Source organism: Pseudomonas mendocina (assembly GCF_003008615.1).
GTDB lineage: Bacteria > Pseudomonadota > Gammaproteobacteria > Pseudomonadales > Pseudomonadaceae > Aquipseudomonas > Aquipseudomonas mendocina_C.
This window is the reverse complement of sequence record NZ_CP027657.1, coordinates 2,570,229-2,584,506: the sequence shown is the minus strand read 5'-3', so window position 1 is coordinate 2,584,506 and position 14,278 is coordinate 2,570,229. Positions and strand designations below refer to the sequence as shown.

General features: G+C 63.1%; 16 protein-coding genes. 11 read left to right on the top strand and 5 right to left on the bottom strand.

From position 1 onward, the window contains the following. Positions 1 to 66: 66 nt before the first annotated feature. The 3 genes from modA (at position 67) to modC (ending at position 2,699) form a co-directional block, all read left to right on the top strand. Complete coding sequence (modA, locus tag C7A17_RS11995) at positions 67 to 822, top strand: molybdate ABC transporter substrate-binding protein (protein WP_106738243.1); 756 nt, start codon at positions 67 to 69, stop codon at positions 820 to 822. Positions 823 to 894: 72 nt separating this feature from the next. Beyond that, positions 895 to 1,575, top strand: a complete 681-nt coding sequence (modB, locus tag C7A17_RS11990; RefSeq protein WP_106738242.1) for a molybdate ABC transporter permease subunit — start codon at positions 895 to 897, stop codon at positions 1,573 to 1,575. Beyond that, positions 1,575 to 2,699 carry a molybdenum ABC transporter ATP-binding protein gene (gene modC, locus C7A17_RS11985; RefSeq protein WP_106738241.1) on the top strand — a complete coding sequence of 375 codons (1,125 nt, stop codon included), beginning with the start codon at positions 1,575 to 1,577 and terminating at the stop codon, positions 2,697 to 2,699. The genes modB and modC overlap by 1 nt, the downstream gene beginning before the upstream one ends. 184 nt (positions 2,700 to 2,883) lie before the next feature. Here the strand turns inward: modC and C7A17_RS11980 are convergent, their stop codons facing one another. Then, positions 2,884 to 3,708 carry a sigma 54-interacting transcriptional regulator gene (locus tag C7A17_RS11980; protein WP_106742890.1) on the bottom strand — a complete coding sequence of 275 codons (825 nt, stop codon included), beginning with the start codon at positions 3,706 to 3,708 and terminating at the stop codon, positions 2,884 to 2,886. Positions 3,709 to 3,900: 192 nt separating this feature from the next. After that, positions 3,901 to 4,482, bottom strand: a complete 582-nt coding sequence (locus C7A17_RS11975; RefSeq protein ID WP_106738240.1) for an RBBP9/YdeN family alpha/beta hydrolase — start codon at positions 4,480 to 4,482, stop codon at positions 3,901 to 3,903. A gap of 246 nt (positions 4,483 to 4,728) precedes the next feature. Here C7A17_RS11975 and oscA point away from each other — a divergent pair, with 246 nt between their 5' ends. The 5 genes from oscA to C7A17_RS11950 all read left to right on the top strand — a co-directional run bounded on the left by oscA (position 4,729) and on the right by C7A17_RS11950 (position 8,971). After that, entirely contained in the window at positions 4,729 to 4,911 is a 183-nt protein-coding gene (gene oscA / locus C7A17_RS11970) for a sulfur starvation response protein OscA (RefSeq protein WP_106738239.1), read from the top strand. A 103-nt stretch (positions 4,912 to 5,014) separates the two neighbouring features. Beyond that, positions 5,015 to 6,016, top strand: coding sequence for a sulfate ABC transporter substrate-binding protein (locus C7A17_RS11965; protein ID WP_106738238.1), 1,002 nt, complete (start codon positions 5,015 to 5,017; stop codon positions 6,014 to 6,016). Between the two features lie 223 nt (positions 6,017 to 6,239). Continuing rightward, entirely contained in the window at positions 6,240 to 7,052 is an 813-nt protein-coding gene (gene cysT, locus C7A17_RS11960) for a sulfate ABC transporter permease subunit CysT (RefSeq protein ID WP_106738237.1), read from the top strand. Between the two features lie 10 nt (positions 7,053 to 7,062). Next, positions 7,063 to 7,929 (top strand): sulfate ABC transporter permease subunit CysW, encoded by an 867-nt coding sequence (gene cysW, locus C7A17_RS11955; RefSeq protein ID WP_106738236.1) that lies wholly within the window; start codon positions 7,063 to 7,065, stop codon positions 7,927 to 7,929. A 46-nt stretch (positions 7,930 to 7,975) separates the two neighbouring features. Further along, positions 7,976 to 8,971, top strand: a complete 996-nt coding sequence (locus C7A17_RS11950; protein WP_106738235.1) for a sulfate/molybdate ABC transporter ATP-binding protein — start codon at positions 7,976 to 7,978, stop codon at positions 8,969 to 8,971. Positions 8,972 to 9,025: 54 nt separating this feature from the next. On the opposite strand, the gene C7A17_RS11945 is transcribed toward C7A17_RS11950, so the two are convergent. Continuing rightward, positions 9,026 to 9,427 (bottom strand): hypothetical protein, encoded by a 402-nt coding sequence (locus tag C7A17_RS11945; protein ID WP_106738234.1) that lies wholly within the window; start codon positions 9,425 to 9,427, stop codon positions 9,026 to 9,028. 121 nt (positions 9,428 to 9,548) lie between these two features. On the opposite strand from C7A17_RS11945, the gene C7A17_RS11940 reads away from it, so the two are divergent. Next, positions 9,549 to 10,346, top strand: coding sequence for an MmyB family transcriptional regulator (locus C7A17_RS11940; protein WP_106738233.1), 798 nt, complete (start codon positions 9,549 to 9,551; stop codon positions 10,344 to 10,346). Positions 10,347 to 10,558: 212 nt separating this feature from the next. Beyond that, positions 10,559 to 11,305 carry a hypothetical protein gene (locus C7A17_RS11935; protein ID WP_106738232.1) on the top strand — a complete coding sequence of 249 codons (747 nt, stop codon included), beginning with the start codon at positions 10,559 to 10,561 and terminating at the stop codon, positions 11,303 to 11,305. Between the two features lie 301 nt (positions 11,306 to 11,606). Here C7A17_RS11935 and C7A17_RS11930 read toward each other — a convergent pair whose 3' ends face one another. Both C7A17_RS11930 and C7A17_RS11925 read right to left on the bottom strand, forming a co-directional pair. Next, positions 11,607 to 12,749 carry an IS481 family transposase gene (locus C7A17_RS11930; RefSeq protein ID WP_106742723.1) on the bottom strand — a complete coding sequence of 381 codons (1,143 nt, stop codon included), beginning with the start codon at positions 12,747 to 12,749 and terminating at the stop codon, positions 11,607 to 11,609. 138 nt (positions 12,750 to 12,887) lie between these two features. Continuing rightward, the gene (locus C7A17_RS11925; RefSeq protein ID WP_106738231.1) at positions 12,888 to 13,412 is read right to left on the bottom strand and encodes an Mpo1 family 2-hydroxy fatty acid dioxygenase; all 525 of its coding nucleotides are present in this window, start codon (positions 13,410 to 13,412) and stop codon (positions 12,888 to 12,890) included. A 124-nt stretch (positions 13,413 to 13,536) separates the two neighbouring features. Here C7A17_RS11925 and C7A17_RS11920 point away from each other — a divergent pair, with 124 nt between their 5' ends. Continuing rightward, the gene (locus tag C7A17_RS11920) at positions 13,537 to 14,220 is read left to right on the top strand and encodes a Crp/Fnr family transcriptional regulator (protein WP_106738230.1); all 684 of its coding nucleotides are present in this window, start codon (positions 13,537 to 13,539) and stop codon (positions 14,218 to 14,220) included. Positions 14,221 to 14,278: the final 58 nt, after the last annotated feature.

The following is a 14,278-nucleotide window of genomic DNA, read 5'->3' as shown; positions in this document are numbered from 1 at the left end:
TGTAGGATTGCCGCACCTGGCCTGCCCCAAGGCCGCGTGACCGCCCAAGAACAACAAGGAGCCCCCATGCTCAAGCCTCTCAAGCACAGCCTGCTCGCCTTCGGTCTGGTCTTCGCCAGCGGCGCCATCGCCGATGAAGTGAAGGTGGCGGTGGCTGCCAACTTCACCGCGCCAATCCAGGCCATCGCCCCGGCCTTCGAGAAAGCCACCGGGCACAAACTGGTGGCCTCCTTCGGCGCCACCGGGCAGTTCTATGCGCAGATCAAGAACGGCGCGCCCTTCGATGTATTCCTCAGTGCCGACGACAGCACCCCGGCCAAGCTGGAAAGCGAAGGGGCGACGGTGCCCGGCTCACGCTTCACCTACGCCATCGGCAGCCTGGTGCTGTGGTCGGCCGACGCCAACTACCTCGACGGTACGGACGCGGCATTGAAAGCCGGACAGTTCAAGCACCTCTCCATCGCCAACCCGAAAGCCGCGCCCTATGGCCTGGCTGCAACCCAGGTGCTGGCCAAGCTGGGGCTGAGCGAGGCGGTCAAGGGCAAGCTGGTCGAGGGGCAGAACATCACCCAGGCACAGCAGTTCGTCGCCACCGGCAACGCCGAGCTGGGCTTCGTCGCGCTGTCGCAGGTGTACAAAGACGGCAAGGTCAGCAGCGGTTCGGCCTGGATCGTACCGGCCGAGCTGTACGAGCCGATCAAGCAGGATGCGGCGATCCTCAAGCCGGGCGCGAACAACCCGGCTGCCACCGCGCTGGTCGAGTACCTGAAAAGCCCGGAAGCGGCGAAGGTGATCGAGTCGTTCGGCTATAAACTGCCGTAACCCGATGCAGCCCGGGGCCGTGCCGACACGCGCCCCTGGCTGCATCCGTATCGACCTGCTGCGGAACCTTGCATGCCGCTGTCCAAGAACGACCTCGATGCCATCCTGCTGACCCTGGAGCTGGCCTCGCTGACCACCGTGCTGCTGCTGATCATCGGCACGCCCATCGCCCTGTGGCTGACCCGCACCGAGTCCTGGCTCAAGCGCCCGGTTGGCGCGCTGGTGGCGCTGCCGCTGGTGCTGCCGCCGACGGTGATCGGTTTCTACCTGCTGGTGAGCATGGGGCCCAATGGATTCTTCGGCCAACTGACGCAGAGCCTCGGGCTGGGCACTTTCACCTTTACCTTCACCGGCCTGGTGATCGGTTCGATCTTCTATTCCTTGCCCTTCGTCGTGCAGCCACTGCAGAACGCCTTCGAGGCCATCGGCCGCGGCCCGCTGGAGGCCGCCGCCACCCTGCGCGCCAACCCCTGGGATGCCTTCTTCAGCGTGATACTGCCACTGGCGCGGCCAGGCTTCGTCACTGCGGCGATCCTCGCCTTCGCGCATACCATTGGCGAATTCGGCGTGGTGCTGATGATTGGCGGCAACATCCCCGGCAAGACCCAGGTGGTGTCGGTGCAGATCTACAACCACGTCGAGGCCATGGAATACGCCCAGGCGCACTGGCTGGCCGGTGGCATGGTGGTGTTCTCCTTCCTCGTGCTGCTCGCGCTGTACAGCGGCCGTAGCGGCAAGGTGAGGGCCTGGTGATGTTCGGATTCGGTAAACCTTCGATCCCCACGGTGGTGGATGACGGCCGCATTCGCGCGCGCTTTCTGGTACAGCATGCGGGCTTTCGTCTGGATGTCGACCTCGACCTGCCCGGGCGCGGCGTCAGCGCGCTGTTCGGCCATTCCGGGTCGGGCAAGACCAGCTGCCTGCGCTGCTTCGCCGGGCTGGATCGTCCACAGCAGGGCTATCTGCAAATCGCCGGCGAAATCTGGCAGGACAGTGCGCGTGGCCTCTTTCTGCCGACGCACCGGCGCGCCATCGGCTACGTGTTCCAGGACGCCAACCTGTTCCCGCACCTGAGCGTGCGTGGGAATCTGGAGTACGGCCAGCGGCGCATCCCGGCGGCGCAGCGCAAGGTGGCACTGGATCAGGCGCTGGAACTGCTGGGCATCGGTCATCTGCTCGAGCGCATGCCCTCGGCGCTGTCCGGCGGCGAACGCCAGCGTGTCGGTATCGCTCGCGCGCTGGTCACCAGCCCACGCCTGTTGCTGATGGACGAGCCACTGGCCTCGCTGGATCTCAAGCGCAAGCAGGAAGTACTGCCCTACTTGCAACGCCTGCACGAGGAACTGGACATTCCCGTGCTCTACGTCAGCCACGCCCCGGATGAAGTGGCGCGCCTGGCCGATCATCTGGTGCTGCTCGACGAAGGTCAGGTACGTGCCAGCGGCCCACTCAAGGAAACCCTGCTGCGCGCCGACCTGCCCTTCGCGACCGAAGACGATGCCGAGGCGGTGATCGACGGCCAGGTCTGCGGCCACGACGCCGCCTACGGCCTGCTGGAGCTTCGGCTCCCAGGCAGCGACGCACGCCTGCGCCTGCCGCATGCGGCAGTGCCAGACGGACAGGCGGTGCGGGTGAAGATCAAGGCGCGCGACGTCAGCCTGGGGCTCAATCGTGCCGAAGGCAGCAGCCTGCTCAACCTGCTGCCGGCACGGGTGGAAAGCTGGCAGGTGCTCGATGCGCAAGTGCTGCTGACCCTGTGCATCGGTGATCAGCGTTTGCTGGCGCGGGTCACCCGCTACTCCTTCGATCAGTTGGGCATTCATGCCGGCCAGGCGATCTGGGCGCAGATCAAATCGGTATCGCTGCTGGCGCCGTAATGCCTACTTGCCTCGGGAACCCTTGGTGCGCATGGCGCACCCTACGCAAGAGCCGGCACACCCCGTAGGGTGCGCCGCGCGCACCGGTACGTACATCTGTTCGAGCGAGAAACAACCAGTGCGTGCAGCGCACCCTACAGGCGACTCGTAGCCCGGATGAAATCCGGGGCACAAGTGGCTCAGGTTACGCGACGCCTGGCAATTCCAGATGCTCGGGCTCGATCTCACTTTCGCCTGCCAACAGCAGGGCGAAGTGGATGACGTTCTCCAGCTCACGGGTATTACCTGGCCAGCGGTGTGCCTCCAGCACGGCCTGCGCCGCCGGGCTGATCGACGGGATGGCCAGGCCCAGGCGCAAGGCGTGAATACCGAGAAAGTATTCGGCCAGCGGCAGGATATCGCCGACCCGCTGGCGCAATGCCGGGAACAGCAACTGACCGTCGCACAGGTAGGCATATAGACGCTCATCGAAGGTGCCGGCCGCTACCGCCCGGGACAGGTCGATGCTGCTCGCCGCCACCAGGCGTACATCCACCGGCAGCGCCTGGCTGGCACCAACGCGATAGACCTCGCGGGTTTCCAGCGCGCTGAGCAGCTTGCTCTGAAGCGGCCGCGAGAGGTCGGCGATCTCGTCCAGATAGAGCGTGCCGCCATTGGCCGAGCCGAACCAGCCAGCACGACTGCTGCCGGAGCCGACATGGGCGCCGGCCGCGTGGCCGAACAATTCCGCCTCGCCCCACTGCGGACTGATCGCCGCGCAGCTAACCGCCACGAACAACCCACCGCGCTCGCTGTGGCGATGGATATAACGCGCCAGCAACTCCTTGCCCGTACCGGTCTCACCGAGGATCAGCAACGGCAGGCCATTGCCCGCCAGCACCTCAGCACGCTCGCGCAACTGGCGCGAACGCTCGTCGACGAAGACCAGCGCCTTGGCCCGGATGCTCAGCGGACTCTTGTCCGAATCGGCAAAAGTCAGCGGCGCTGGAAAGTGTTGTGAAAAGTCCATGACGTCCAGCTCCATAGCCGCTGCTCTTCAACACGCAGCCTGCTCACGAATAAAAGATTGCCTGGAGCAATTTTTAACCTTGCTCCGCAACGGCCCGAAGGGTGGCCGCCATGGATGGCAGGCCATAAAAAAGAGCGGGTGGCTGCCTGGCCCGATCCCGCCCTGGAAATAGTCGGCTCTGTAGAGGCCGGATCAGGCGCGCAACCGCGCCTGCTGTTCTATCCGCCCTTGCAGGCGATAGAGGTAACCGAAGCCCTGCTCCCAATAGCGGTGCCCGGACTTGACGTTGATATGCCCGGCACCGGTCAGAATCGCCGCTTCGCTGCCCCAGGCGCGTGCCAGCTCCATGGCACGCAGGGCGCTGGCTGCGGAATCGTTATCGGAACCCACCAGCAGACTGGGGAACGGCAATAGATCACGCGGAATCGGCGCGAAATTCTGCAGAGGTTCGGGGCAGCCCGGGCGCTCGACATCGGCCGGTGCAACCAGCAGAGCACCGCGTACACAGCGCAGCAAATCGACTGGCGCCTGCGCGGCCCAGTGCGCCACGGTGACGCAACCAAGACTGTGAGCGATGAGAATCGCAGGGCGCGGGTCAGCCGCCACCGCACGGTTCAGCTCGGCGATCCAGTCACCTCGCTCGGGGTTGAGCCAGTCGGCCTGCTCGACCCGCGCGCTATTGGGCAGGCTGCGCTGCCAATGACTTTGCCAGTGCTCCTCGGGCGAGCCCTGCCAGCCCGGCAGAATCAGATAACGGATTGCTTCGCTGCCCATGACGGCACCTCCTTGAATCGAATGGCGACAGTCTAGGCAGCAGGAATGAATTCGAAAAAGAATAAGAACTTATTTACTTATTCCACATATCAATGGTGGCAGACCCACCCCTCATATACCAAAAAACTATATAAATGTTCTTAAACAGTATTTTTAAGAATATTTCCGTCTCTCTACTATCCGCTCCACGCCAGCGTCGGCAATCCATCCCGCCGCCGTGGCGACCTATTCATAAGGAGCCTGGAAATGACTGCGACGCTGAGAAACCTCGAAGGCCAGGATGAAGCCAGCATCCTGCGCGAGATCCAGACCGCCCTGAATGGCCTGAAATTCGGCTCGGTGGAGATCACCGTGCACAACGGCCAGGTAGTACAGATCGAACGCAAGGAAAAGATTCGCCTGCAACAACCGAGCACCAGGAACAGCTGACACATGATGCAGCCCGACTGGACAACCAGAGGGCTCGAAAAAATTCGCCTCACCTGACACCCAATACGCCAACACAAGAATTTAGCCAGTTAGGAGCTGCACCATGTCCATTCGTCGTTTCGCCCTGGCCGCGCTGGCCAGCACCCTGATCGCCGGCCCTGTCGCCGCGCAGACCCTGCTCAACGTGTCCTACGACCCGACCCGCGAGTTGTACGTCGAGTACAACGCCGCCTTCAACAAGTTCTGGCAGTCCAAGGGCAACCCTGCCATCAGCATCCAGCAGTCCCACGGCGGCTCGGGCAAACAGGCCCGCGCAGTGATCGACGGCTTGCGCGCTGATGTGGTGACCCTGGCCCTGTCCGGCGACATCGACGCGATCAACCTCAACCAGCAGCTGATCGATCCGAACTGGCAGTCGCGCCTGGCCGACAACAGCACCCCTTACACCTCGACCATCGTGTTCCTGGTGCGCAAAGGCAACCCGAAAGGCATCAAGGACTGGGATGACCTGGTGAAAGATGGCGTGGAAGTCATCACCCCGAACCCGAAAACCTCCGGCGGCGCTCGCTGGAACTTCCTCGCCGCCTGGGCCTATGCCCGCGAGAAGTTCGGCAGCGAAGAGAAAGCCCTGGAGTTCGTGACCGAGCTGTACCGTCACGCTCCGGTACTGGATACCGGCGCTCGCGGCTCGACCATCAGCTTCGTCCAGCGTGGCCTGGGTGACGTACTGCTGGCCTGGGAGAACGAGGCCTACCTGTCGCTGGCCGAAGAAGGCGGCGATCAGCTGGAGATCGTCACCCCGTCACTGTCGATCCTCGCCGAGCCACCGGTTGCCGTGGTCGATGCCAACGTCGATCGCAAAGGCACTCGCGCCGTAGCCGAGGCCTATCTGGAGCACCTGTACAGCGAAGAAGGCCAGCGTATCGCCGCCAAGCACTTCTACCGCCCACGTAACGCCACCGTTGCGGCCGAGTTCAAGGATCAGTTCCAGGATCTGAAGCTGGTCACCATCGACAAGGATTTCGGCGGCTGGAAAGAAGCCCAGCCGAAGTACTTCGGTGACGGCGCGGTGTTCGATCAGATCTTCACCAAGATCAACCAGTGATACCGGTTTGATCGCTCAGGCTCTCCATCCTACAGGGTGGAGAGCCTTGTTTAGAGCCTGCTAAAAGGCTTGCGAGCTAGAGCCAGGCAAGGCGGAACTGGGTGAAAGCGCGGAGTTTACGGATTGTAAATGAGCAGCCTGAACCCAGTTCCAACGCAGCGTGGCCGACGCACAGCAGACTTTTAACAGGCTCTTATCGCGGACCTGAGCCAAAGGACACCTTATGTCTCGTCGAACCTCCTCGGTCATACCCGGCTTCGGGCTGACTCTGGGCTACACCATCACTTACCTGGCGTTGATCGTGCTGATTCCGCTGGGTGCGATGTTCCTCTTCTCCTTCCAGCTGACCAGTGAGCAATGGTGGGCACTGCTCAGCAACCGCCAACTGCAGTTCTCGCTGAAACTCTCATTCGGTACCGCGCTGGCCGCAGCGCTACTCAACGGCATTCTCGGCACCATCATCGCCTGGGTACTGGTGCGCTACACCTTCCCCGGCCGACGCATCATCGATGCCATGGTCGACATGCCCTTCGCACTGCCCACCGCCGTGGCGGGTATCGCGCTGACCGCGCTGTACGCACCCAGCGGCCTGATCGGCTCGCTGTTCCCGTTCAAGATCGCCTATACCCCGCTGGGCATCACCCTGGCACTGGTGTTCGTCACCCTGCCGTTCGTGGTGCGCACGCTGCAGCCGGTACTGGCCGACATCCCCAAGGAAGTCGAGGAAGCCGCCGCTTGCCTGGGCGCCAAGCCATTACAGGTATTTCGCCACGTGTTGCTGCCGAGCCTGCTGCCCGCCTGGCTGACCGGTTTCGCCCTGGCCTTCGCCCGTGGCGTCGGCGAGTACGGTTCGGTGGTATTCATCGCCGGCAACATTCCGCTGAAGACCGAGATCCTGCCGCTGCTGATCGTCTCCAAGCTGGATCAGTACGACTACCCGGGCGCCACTGCCATCGGCGTGATCATGCTCGTGGTCTCGTTCATCCTGCTGCTGCTGATCAACATCCTGCAGCGCCGCATCCAGCCGCAACTCTGAGGAGCCTGTCATGAGCCTTGCAACCCTCGGCAAGAACGCGGCTGCGCGTCCGGCCAGTCGCTCCGCCGGCGCCATCGCCCTGATCGTGGTGGCCTGGGCGGTATTCGCGGTGATCCTGCTGCTGCCGCTTTACATCGTGCTGACCCAGGGCCTGAACCGTGGCCTGGAGTTCTTCTGGCAGGCGATCAGCGAGCCGGACGCCATATCCGCCCTCAAGCTGACCCTGATCGCCACCGCCATCTCGGTACCACTGAACCTGGTCTTCGGCGTTGCCGCCGCCTGGGCGGTGACCAAGTTCGAGTTCCGCGGCAAGAGCCTGCTGATCACCCTGATCGACATGCCATTCTCGGTGTCGCCAGTGGTCGCGGGTCTGATCTACGTGCTGCTGTTCGGCTCGCAGAGCTATCTCGCGCCGTATCTCGACAGCCACAACCTGCAGATCGTCTACGCCGTGCCGGGCATCGTCCTGGCGACCATCTTCGTCACCTTTCCCTTCGTCGCTCGCGAGCTGATCCCGCTGATGGAGGAACAGGGCACCACCGAAGAGGAAGCTGCACGTCTGCTCGGCGCCAATGGCTGGCAGATGTTCTGGCATGTCACGCTGCCTAACGTAAAATGGGCGCTGATTTACGGCGTGGTGCTGTGCACCGCGCGGGCGATGGGCGAATTCGGCGCAGTTTCGGTGGTTTCCGGACACATCCGCGGTTACACCAACACACTGCCGCTGCATATCGAGATTCTCTATAACGAGTACAACATGGTCGCTGCCTTCAGCGTGGCGATCCTGCTGCTCGTCATGGCCCTGGTCGTGTTGCTGCTTCGCCAATGGAGCGAGGCGCGTCTGAGCCGCCAGTTGCAAGCCAACCGAGAAGACTGAAGCCGTTGCGCCGCAGCAGTGCGGCCCGGCCCACGGAGCATTAGCCATGAGTATCGAAGTAAAAGGCGTCAACAAGCAGTTCGGCCAGTTCAAGGCGCTGAACGAGATCAACCTGAGCATCCAGAGCGGCGAACTGGTCGCCCTGCTCGGCCCGTCCGGCTGCGGCAAGACCACCCTGCTGCGCATCATCGCCGGCCTGGAAACCCCGGACAGCGGCACCATCGGTTTCCACGGCGAAGACGTTTCCGACCACGACGTGCGTGATCGCAACGTCGGCTTCGTGTTCCAGCACTACGCGCTGTTCCGCCACATGACAGTGTTCGACAACGTCGCCTTCGGCCTGCGCATGAAGCCCAAGCGCGAGCGCCCGAGCGAAGAGGTGATCAAGCAGAAGGTGCACGAGCTGCTCAACCTGGTGCAGCTCGACTGGCTCGGCGACCGTTACCCGGAGCAGCTCTCCGGTGGCCAGCGCCAGCGTATCGCCCTGGCCCGCGCCCTGGCGGTGGAGCCGAAAGTGCTGCTGCTCGACGAGCCCTTCGGCGCCCTCGATGCCAAGGTGCGCAAGGAGCTGCGTCGCTGGCTGGCACGCCTGCACGATGAAGTGCACCTGACCAGCGTGTTCGTGACCCACGACCAGGAAGAAGCCATGGAAGTGGCCGACCGTATCGTGGTGATGAACAAGGGCGTGATCGAGCAGATCGGTACCCCGGCCGAAGTCTACGAGAACCCGGCCAGCGACTTCGTCTACCACTTCCTCGGCGATGCCAACCGCCTGTACGTGGGTAACGATCACCATGTGCTGTTCCGCCCGCACGAGGTCGATCTGACCAGCGAGCCGAGCCCGGAGCACAAGGCTGGCGAGGTGCGTGATATCCGCCTGCTCGGCGCGATCACCCGCATCACCCTGAAGGTCGAAGGCCAGGACGAGCTGATCGAGGCCGAAGTGGCCAAGGATCACCTGAGCCTGAACAACCTGGGCCGTGGCACCACCCTGTACTTCAAGCCCAAGGGCGGCAAGCCGGTCGCCAACCCGGCCAGCTGATCGTCCGGTTGCCCGGAGCTGCCACCCAGCTCCGGGCCGACCCGGCGTTTCCCCTCATACCGCGATCGCACGCGACTGGCGCAAACCGAACCACTGCAGTTCGGCGAGCAGCGCCACCACCACAGCCTGGCCGATGATGAAGACGTAACCGAACAGGTTCGGCTCGATCCAGCCAAGCACCAGCGACAGCCCACTCTCGATCACCCACAGCGTATTCAGGCTGATCACCGCCCATACCGCCTGGCGGTGCAATTGCGGCTGCCGTGACAGCCAGAACAGCAGGCCACCCAGTGGCAGCAGGATCAGTGCGCTGGCCATCAGCAGCAGGCGCGGCAGTTCAAGGAAGCCGGTCAGCCAATTGGCGCCCAGTACCAGCAGCAGGCCGGTGGAGATGCCCAACAGACCGTCGGCCAGCAGGGCGTTACGCAGCAGCGGGGAAGGTTGCACGTGGCTCATGAGGTTTCTCCAGAAAGGCACCGCGATTGGTGCGTGTTCCTAGAATCCGTGCCACGGGAAAGCGCGTCGATTACCTGCCAGGTAATGGCCGCGATGACCTGACTGCACTATCGTGCAAGCCATGAATACCAACTCCCAGACCGCCGGCGCCCTGTTGCGCCAATGGCGCCAGCGGCGCCGCCTGAGCCAGCTCGACCTCGCCTGCGAGGCCGAGATTTCCACGCGCCACCTGAGCTTCGTCGAGACCGGCCGCTCCCATCCCAGCCGGGAGATGCTGCTGCACCTGGCCGAGCAGCTGGAAATCCCCCTGCGCGAACGCAATCGCCTGCTCGGCGCCGCCGGCTACGCACCGCTGTACAGCCAGCACGAACTGACGGATCAGGCGCTGAGCACCGCACGCCAGGCCATCGAGCAGTTGCTCAAGGCCCACGAACCCTACCCGGCGCTGGCCATCGACCGGCAGTGGAACCTGCTGGCGGCCAATGCCTCGGTCGGCCCCTTTCTCGCGGGCGTGCCGGACTTTCTCCTCGGCCCGCCGCTCAACGTGCTGCGCCTGTCGCTGCATCCGGAGGGCCTGGCGCCACGCATCATCAACCTGGGGCAATGGCGCGCGCACCTGCTGATGCGCCTGCAGCGCGATGCGGAAATCAGCGGCGACGCCGGCCTGCATGAATTGCTGGAGGAACTGCGCAGCTACCCGGCGCCGGACGCGCCGAGCGAGCCGGTCAGCGAAGCCGTGCTGATGCCGGTGCTGCTGCAGACCGAAAGCGGCGTGCTGAGCCTGATCAGCACCACCACCGTATTCGGCACGCCCAATGACGTGACGCTCTCCGAACTGGCGCTGGAAACCTTCTTCCCAGCCGATGCATTCAGCACCGACTACCTGCGCGCCCTGGCGCAAAAACCGCAACAGCCGTAGAGCCGTGCAACCGCCCTATCCCGCCAACGAGGCGGGATGACGCGTCCACCAGATGAATGCCAGGTGGCGCAGGATGCGCTGAACGGCGGCGATTTCCGACGAAATCACTCTTTCGGGTCATGCCCCAGACTCCACGACGCAGTAGTCTTGGCCCTGCGTCATCGTTGCGCCTATTCCCTGACTGCTCACAACAATAACAAGGAGCACCCCGGATGCGCTGTAAAGCACTGTTGCGTCATGCTTTTCTCTGGATGCTAGGGCTCTTCGTCGGGCTTTCACCACTGGCCTATGCCGAGGCCGTCAGTCCCCAGGAACAGATCCAGATTCACGCCAGCCGCGCCACCAGCAGCCTCATGCTGTTACGTGGCGAAGGTTTTCAGAAAGCCCATCAACAACGCCTGGAGGCGGATCTGACCGCTCTGGCCGGCGCCATGCAGAGCCTGTCGCAAGGTAGCGCCGAGCTTACCAGCGCTCACCAGGCACTCGTTACCCAACTGCGTAACGGTGTTTCCTATGGCCCCGGCGACGACAACGTACCCTGGCGCTTCCCGGAAGACCTCAGCCGCGCCCTGCGCGACTTTCTCAGCGCCGCACGGGCATTGCCGGCTGGCGAACAACCGAGTGAACTGGCTGCCAAGATCGAATACCTGAGCGTGCAGTACCTCAGCCGCTCCTACCTGGGCACCTTCGAAATCGCCCGCGAGCAACCCGACACCTACCTCGGCCAGGACGAACGCCTGCTGCTGCCGGCCATCGACAACGAGCTCAACGCACTGGATGAAAAGGCTGATCCGCAGGTGACGCGGCTGCAGACCCGCTGGAGCTACCTGCGCGCCGCACTGGCCGACATGAACAGCCAGAGCAACACTCTGCAGAGCGTCTCCGGCCGCCCGTTCGCCCCCATCACCGTGGATCGCCACGCACGCTCGCTGACCACGCAGTGGATGGCGATGTTCTAGTCGTCGCTCAAAGTCTGCTGCGCGTCGGCACTGCGGCGTTAAAAACAGGCTCGGACTGCTCATTTACAGCTCGTAAAGTCGAGCGCGACTCCGACCGCTCCTCGCCTGTTTTTGCGGGGCCGCCATCGGTATTGCATTGCTCTAGCTCGCGAGACTTTGAACAGGCTCTAAGAAAGCAGCGGCACACCGTAGGGTGCGCCGCGCGCACCGGTGGCACACCCGCCCGCGTTTCGGTGCGCATCGTGTTCAGCCGGGGGACATGGTAAACACCTGTCGGGAGACATGGGTAACAGGTTGATGATCATGTTGCCCGTTGCCTCAGGTCTATCTGACGCAGCGTTTTGCGGATGAATACCACATCGTAGACACCCTCTTCGGCAGTTGGTCGGATGGCGACCTTCTCCCCATATAGACCTCCACTTACGAAGACGTTGAGCCCTTTGAAATACACCTGCCCGGTCTGACGTACATTCACCACGTGATCACCCGGTTCATATTCGATGGCTGGCAGTTGCTCCGGGTAGCTTCGTGGACTGGGCCTATAGCGCTCTATAGGGGGCCGTTGATCAAGTGCTTCGTGCGGACGGTAATGGTTGTACTCGTCTCGCCAGCGGCTCATCACTTGCTGACAATGCTGCAAGTCGCTGAACGCGCGATGCAGCACTTCGCGTTTGAGTGTCTGGTGGAAGCGCTCCAGCTTGCCCTGAGTCTGTGGATGATGAGGCCGACTATGGCTGACCTCGATCCCCAGCCGCATCAGCCAAACCTCCAATTTTGATAGTCCACCGGCAATATTAGAACCCCAAGGCGGCCCGTTGTCGGCGGTGATACGCAGCGGCAAACCGTACTGACGGAAAACCTCGATCAGATGCGGTTTGACCAGCTCCAGCCGCTCCCCCTCACAGGCTTGCAGGCAGAGCGAAAAGCGTGAGTGATCGTCCAGCAGGGTCAAGGGATGACAACGAGGCGAACGGCGATCGTTTAGGGGGACGCTACCCTTGAAGTCGATCTGCCAGAGGTCGTTCGGATTGGGATGCTCGAAACGATGGTTAGCCGGCGCTTGCGCCTGCTCATTGTGGTAAAGGACATGACAATCGTGGCGCTTGAGGATGGCGTCGATAGTGCTGTGGTGAGGCGGATCAACAGCCGCAGTCATCAACAAGCTTCGCAGTTTGCGAGCGCCCCAATAGGGATAGCGGTGGTGCAATTGCACAACCGTTTGTTCCAACGTCGGATCGCTGCGCCCTGGACTGCTCAGGGGACGGCGGGATCGATCCTGTAAGCCTGCATCGCCTTGCTCACGGTACCGATCCAGCCATTTGTAGCCAGTTCTGGGACTGATGCCATACCGCCGACAGAGCTCCCGCACATTACTTTGGGGCTGCCCTGCCAGCAGAACAAACTCTCGCCTTATCGACATAGTGCTGCGCTCCAGCCACGGCATCATTCGATCTCCCGATCCGATGAACACCGTAAGCCTAAATGCGTTACCTATGTCTCCCGACACCCGTTACCTATGTCCCCCGGCTGAACACATCGCGCACCCTACGCAAGTTATCCCCTGACGCCTGGCTGCCCCGCATCAAGCCAGCGCCTTCTTCTCGCGAATGCAGGTCGGGCCGGCGATTTCCACCACGGCATGCTCGACCTCCTTGCGCAGGCCAAGCAGGAAAGCCAGTTCGGCGACGACGAACAGCGGGCCGACGATCAGCCCCATGACGTCGTCGACGAATGCCGGCTTGCGGCCCTCGTAGTAGTGGCCGACGAACTGAATGATCCAGCCCACCACGAACAGGCCGATACCCGCCGTCAGCCAGAGCGCGGTGGAGGCGGCCGCCAGCACGGCGCCAGCCCACAGGCACAGGCCCAGCAACGCGGTCATCAACAGACCGAAACGGGTGTCCAGACGCAGGTAGAACACCGCCGCCGCCAGAGCCGTGAGCGTAGCCGGCGCCAACCACAGCCCAGCGACCTCGAATCCCGGCCGCGACAGCAGCACGGCAACGGCCAGCACGATCATCGGGATGCCGATGAAATGACTGGCGATATTGCGCCGGTCGCGATGGTAGGCGGCATACTGCGCCAGGTGATCGACGAGGGTTTTCATTGTTATCGTCCTCATGTGCGGAAATAGGCCAGGCCATCATCACCCCGAGCCCGGCCGCCGCTCTGTCGGCTAGCCGACAATGGCAGGGATCGCCATACAGCCTTCACCACCGCCAGGAGCTGTAATGCCCGATTCCTCCCCTTTTCTCACCCCGCTGCGCCAAGGCCACTGGTTCGCCGGGCTGCCGAACGAACTGCAACAGGCCCTGCTGGACATGGCCCAGGTACAGCAGTTCGATGCTGGTCAGCGTCTGTTCCGCCGCGGCGATAAACCCAGCGGGCTGTATGCGGTGATCGAAGGGGCAGTGCGCGTTGGCGCGGTCAGCGAGAGCGGCAAGGAAGCGCTGCTGACCCTGGTCGAGCCGCCCTACTGGTTTGGCGAGATTTCCCTGTTCGACGGCCTGCCGCGCACCCATGATGCCTTCGCCGAGAGCGCCAGCACCCTACTGCTGTTGCCGCAGGCCGAACTGCTCGCCCTGCTCGAACGCCAGCCACAGCACTGGCGCGACTTCGCCCTGCTGATGAGCCACAAGCTGCGCCTGGCGTTCCTCGCCCTGGAAGACATGAGCCTGCTACCCGCCGCGCCACGCCTGGCCCGGCGCCTGCTGCTGATCGCCGAGAACTACGGCGAAGGCGAACCGCGCCAGGTGCTGCACCTGGCCCAGGAGCAACTCGCGCTGATGCTGTCGCTGTCACGCCAGACCACCAACCAGATCCTCAAGGAACTGGAAGCCCAGGGCATCGTACGCCTGACCTATGGCGAGATCGAGATCCTCGATCTGCAGCGCCTGCGCCAGGCCGCCTCCTGAACCGCTGGCGCCCTGCCACTGTCGAAAGTCAGTCTTTTTGCCCCAGGATTCAGCGCTT

Bases quoted from the DNA above. Each gene is read 5' to 3' on its own strand.
- C7A17_RS11975 (WP_106738240.1), bottom strand. From the start codon at position 4,482: ATGGGCAGCGAAGCAATCCGTTATCTGATTCTGCCGGGCTGGCAGGGC.
- C7A17_RS11935 (WP_106738232.1), top strand. From the start codon at position 10,559: ATGCGCTGTAAAGCACTGTTGCGTCATGCTTTTCTCTGGATGCTAGGG.
- C7A17_RS11925 (WP_106738231.1), bottom strand. From the start codon at position 13,412: ATGAAAACCCTCGTCGATCACCTGGCGCAGTATGCCGCCTACCATCGC.
- C7A17_RS11965 (WP_106738238.1), top strand. From the start codon at position 5,015: ATGTCCATTCGTCGTTTCGCCCTGGCCGCGCTGGCCAGCACCCTGATC.
- C7A17_RS11950 (WP_106738235.1), top strand. From the start codon at position 7,976: ATGAGTATCGAAGTAAAAGGCGTCAACAAGCAGTTCGGCCAGTTCAAG.
- C7A17_RS11920 (WP_106738230.1), top strand. From the start codon at position 13,537: ATGCCCGATTCCTCCCCTTTTCTCACCCCGCTGCGCCAAGGCCACTGG.
- C7A17_RS11980 (WP_106742890.1), bottom strand. From the start codon at position 3,708: ATGGACTTTTCACAACACTTTCCAGCGCCGCTGACTTTTGCCGATTCG.
- modB (WP_106738242.1), top strand. From the start codon at position 895: ATGCCGCTGTCCAAGAACGACCTCGATGCCATCCTGCTGACCCTGGAG.
- oscA (WP_106738239.1), top strand. From the start codon at position 4,729: ATGACTGCGACGCTGAGAAACCTCGAAGGCCAGGATGAAGCCAGCATC.
- modA (WP_106738243.1), top strand. From the start codon at position 67: ATGCTCAAGCCTCTCAAGCACAGCCTGCTCGCCTTCGGTCTGGTCTTC.
- cysW (WP_106738236.1), top strand. From the start codon at position 7,063: ATGAGCCTTGCAACCCTCGGCAAGAACGCGGCTGCGCGTCCGGCCAGT.
- modC (WP_106738241.1), top strand. From the start codon at position 1,575: ATGTTCGGATTCGGTAAACCTTCGATCCCCACGGTGGTGGATGACGGC.
- C7A17_RS11940 (WP_106738233.1), top strand. From the start codon at position 9,549: ATGAATACCAACTCCCAGACCGCCGGCGCCCTGTTGCGCCAATGGCGC.
- cysT (WP_106738237.1), top strand. From the start codon at position 6,240: ATGTCTCGTCGAACCTCCTCGGTCATACCCGGCTTCGGGCTGACTCTG.
- C7A17_RS11930 (WP_106742723.1), bottom strand. From the start codon at position 12,749: ATGCCGTGGCTGGAGCGCAGCACTATGTCGATAAGGCGAGAGTTTGTT.
- C7A17_RS11945 (WP_106738234.1), bottom strand. From the start codon at position 9,427: ATGAGCCACGTGCAACCTTCCCCGCTGCTGCGTAACGCCCTGCTGGCC.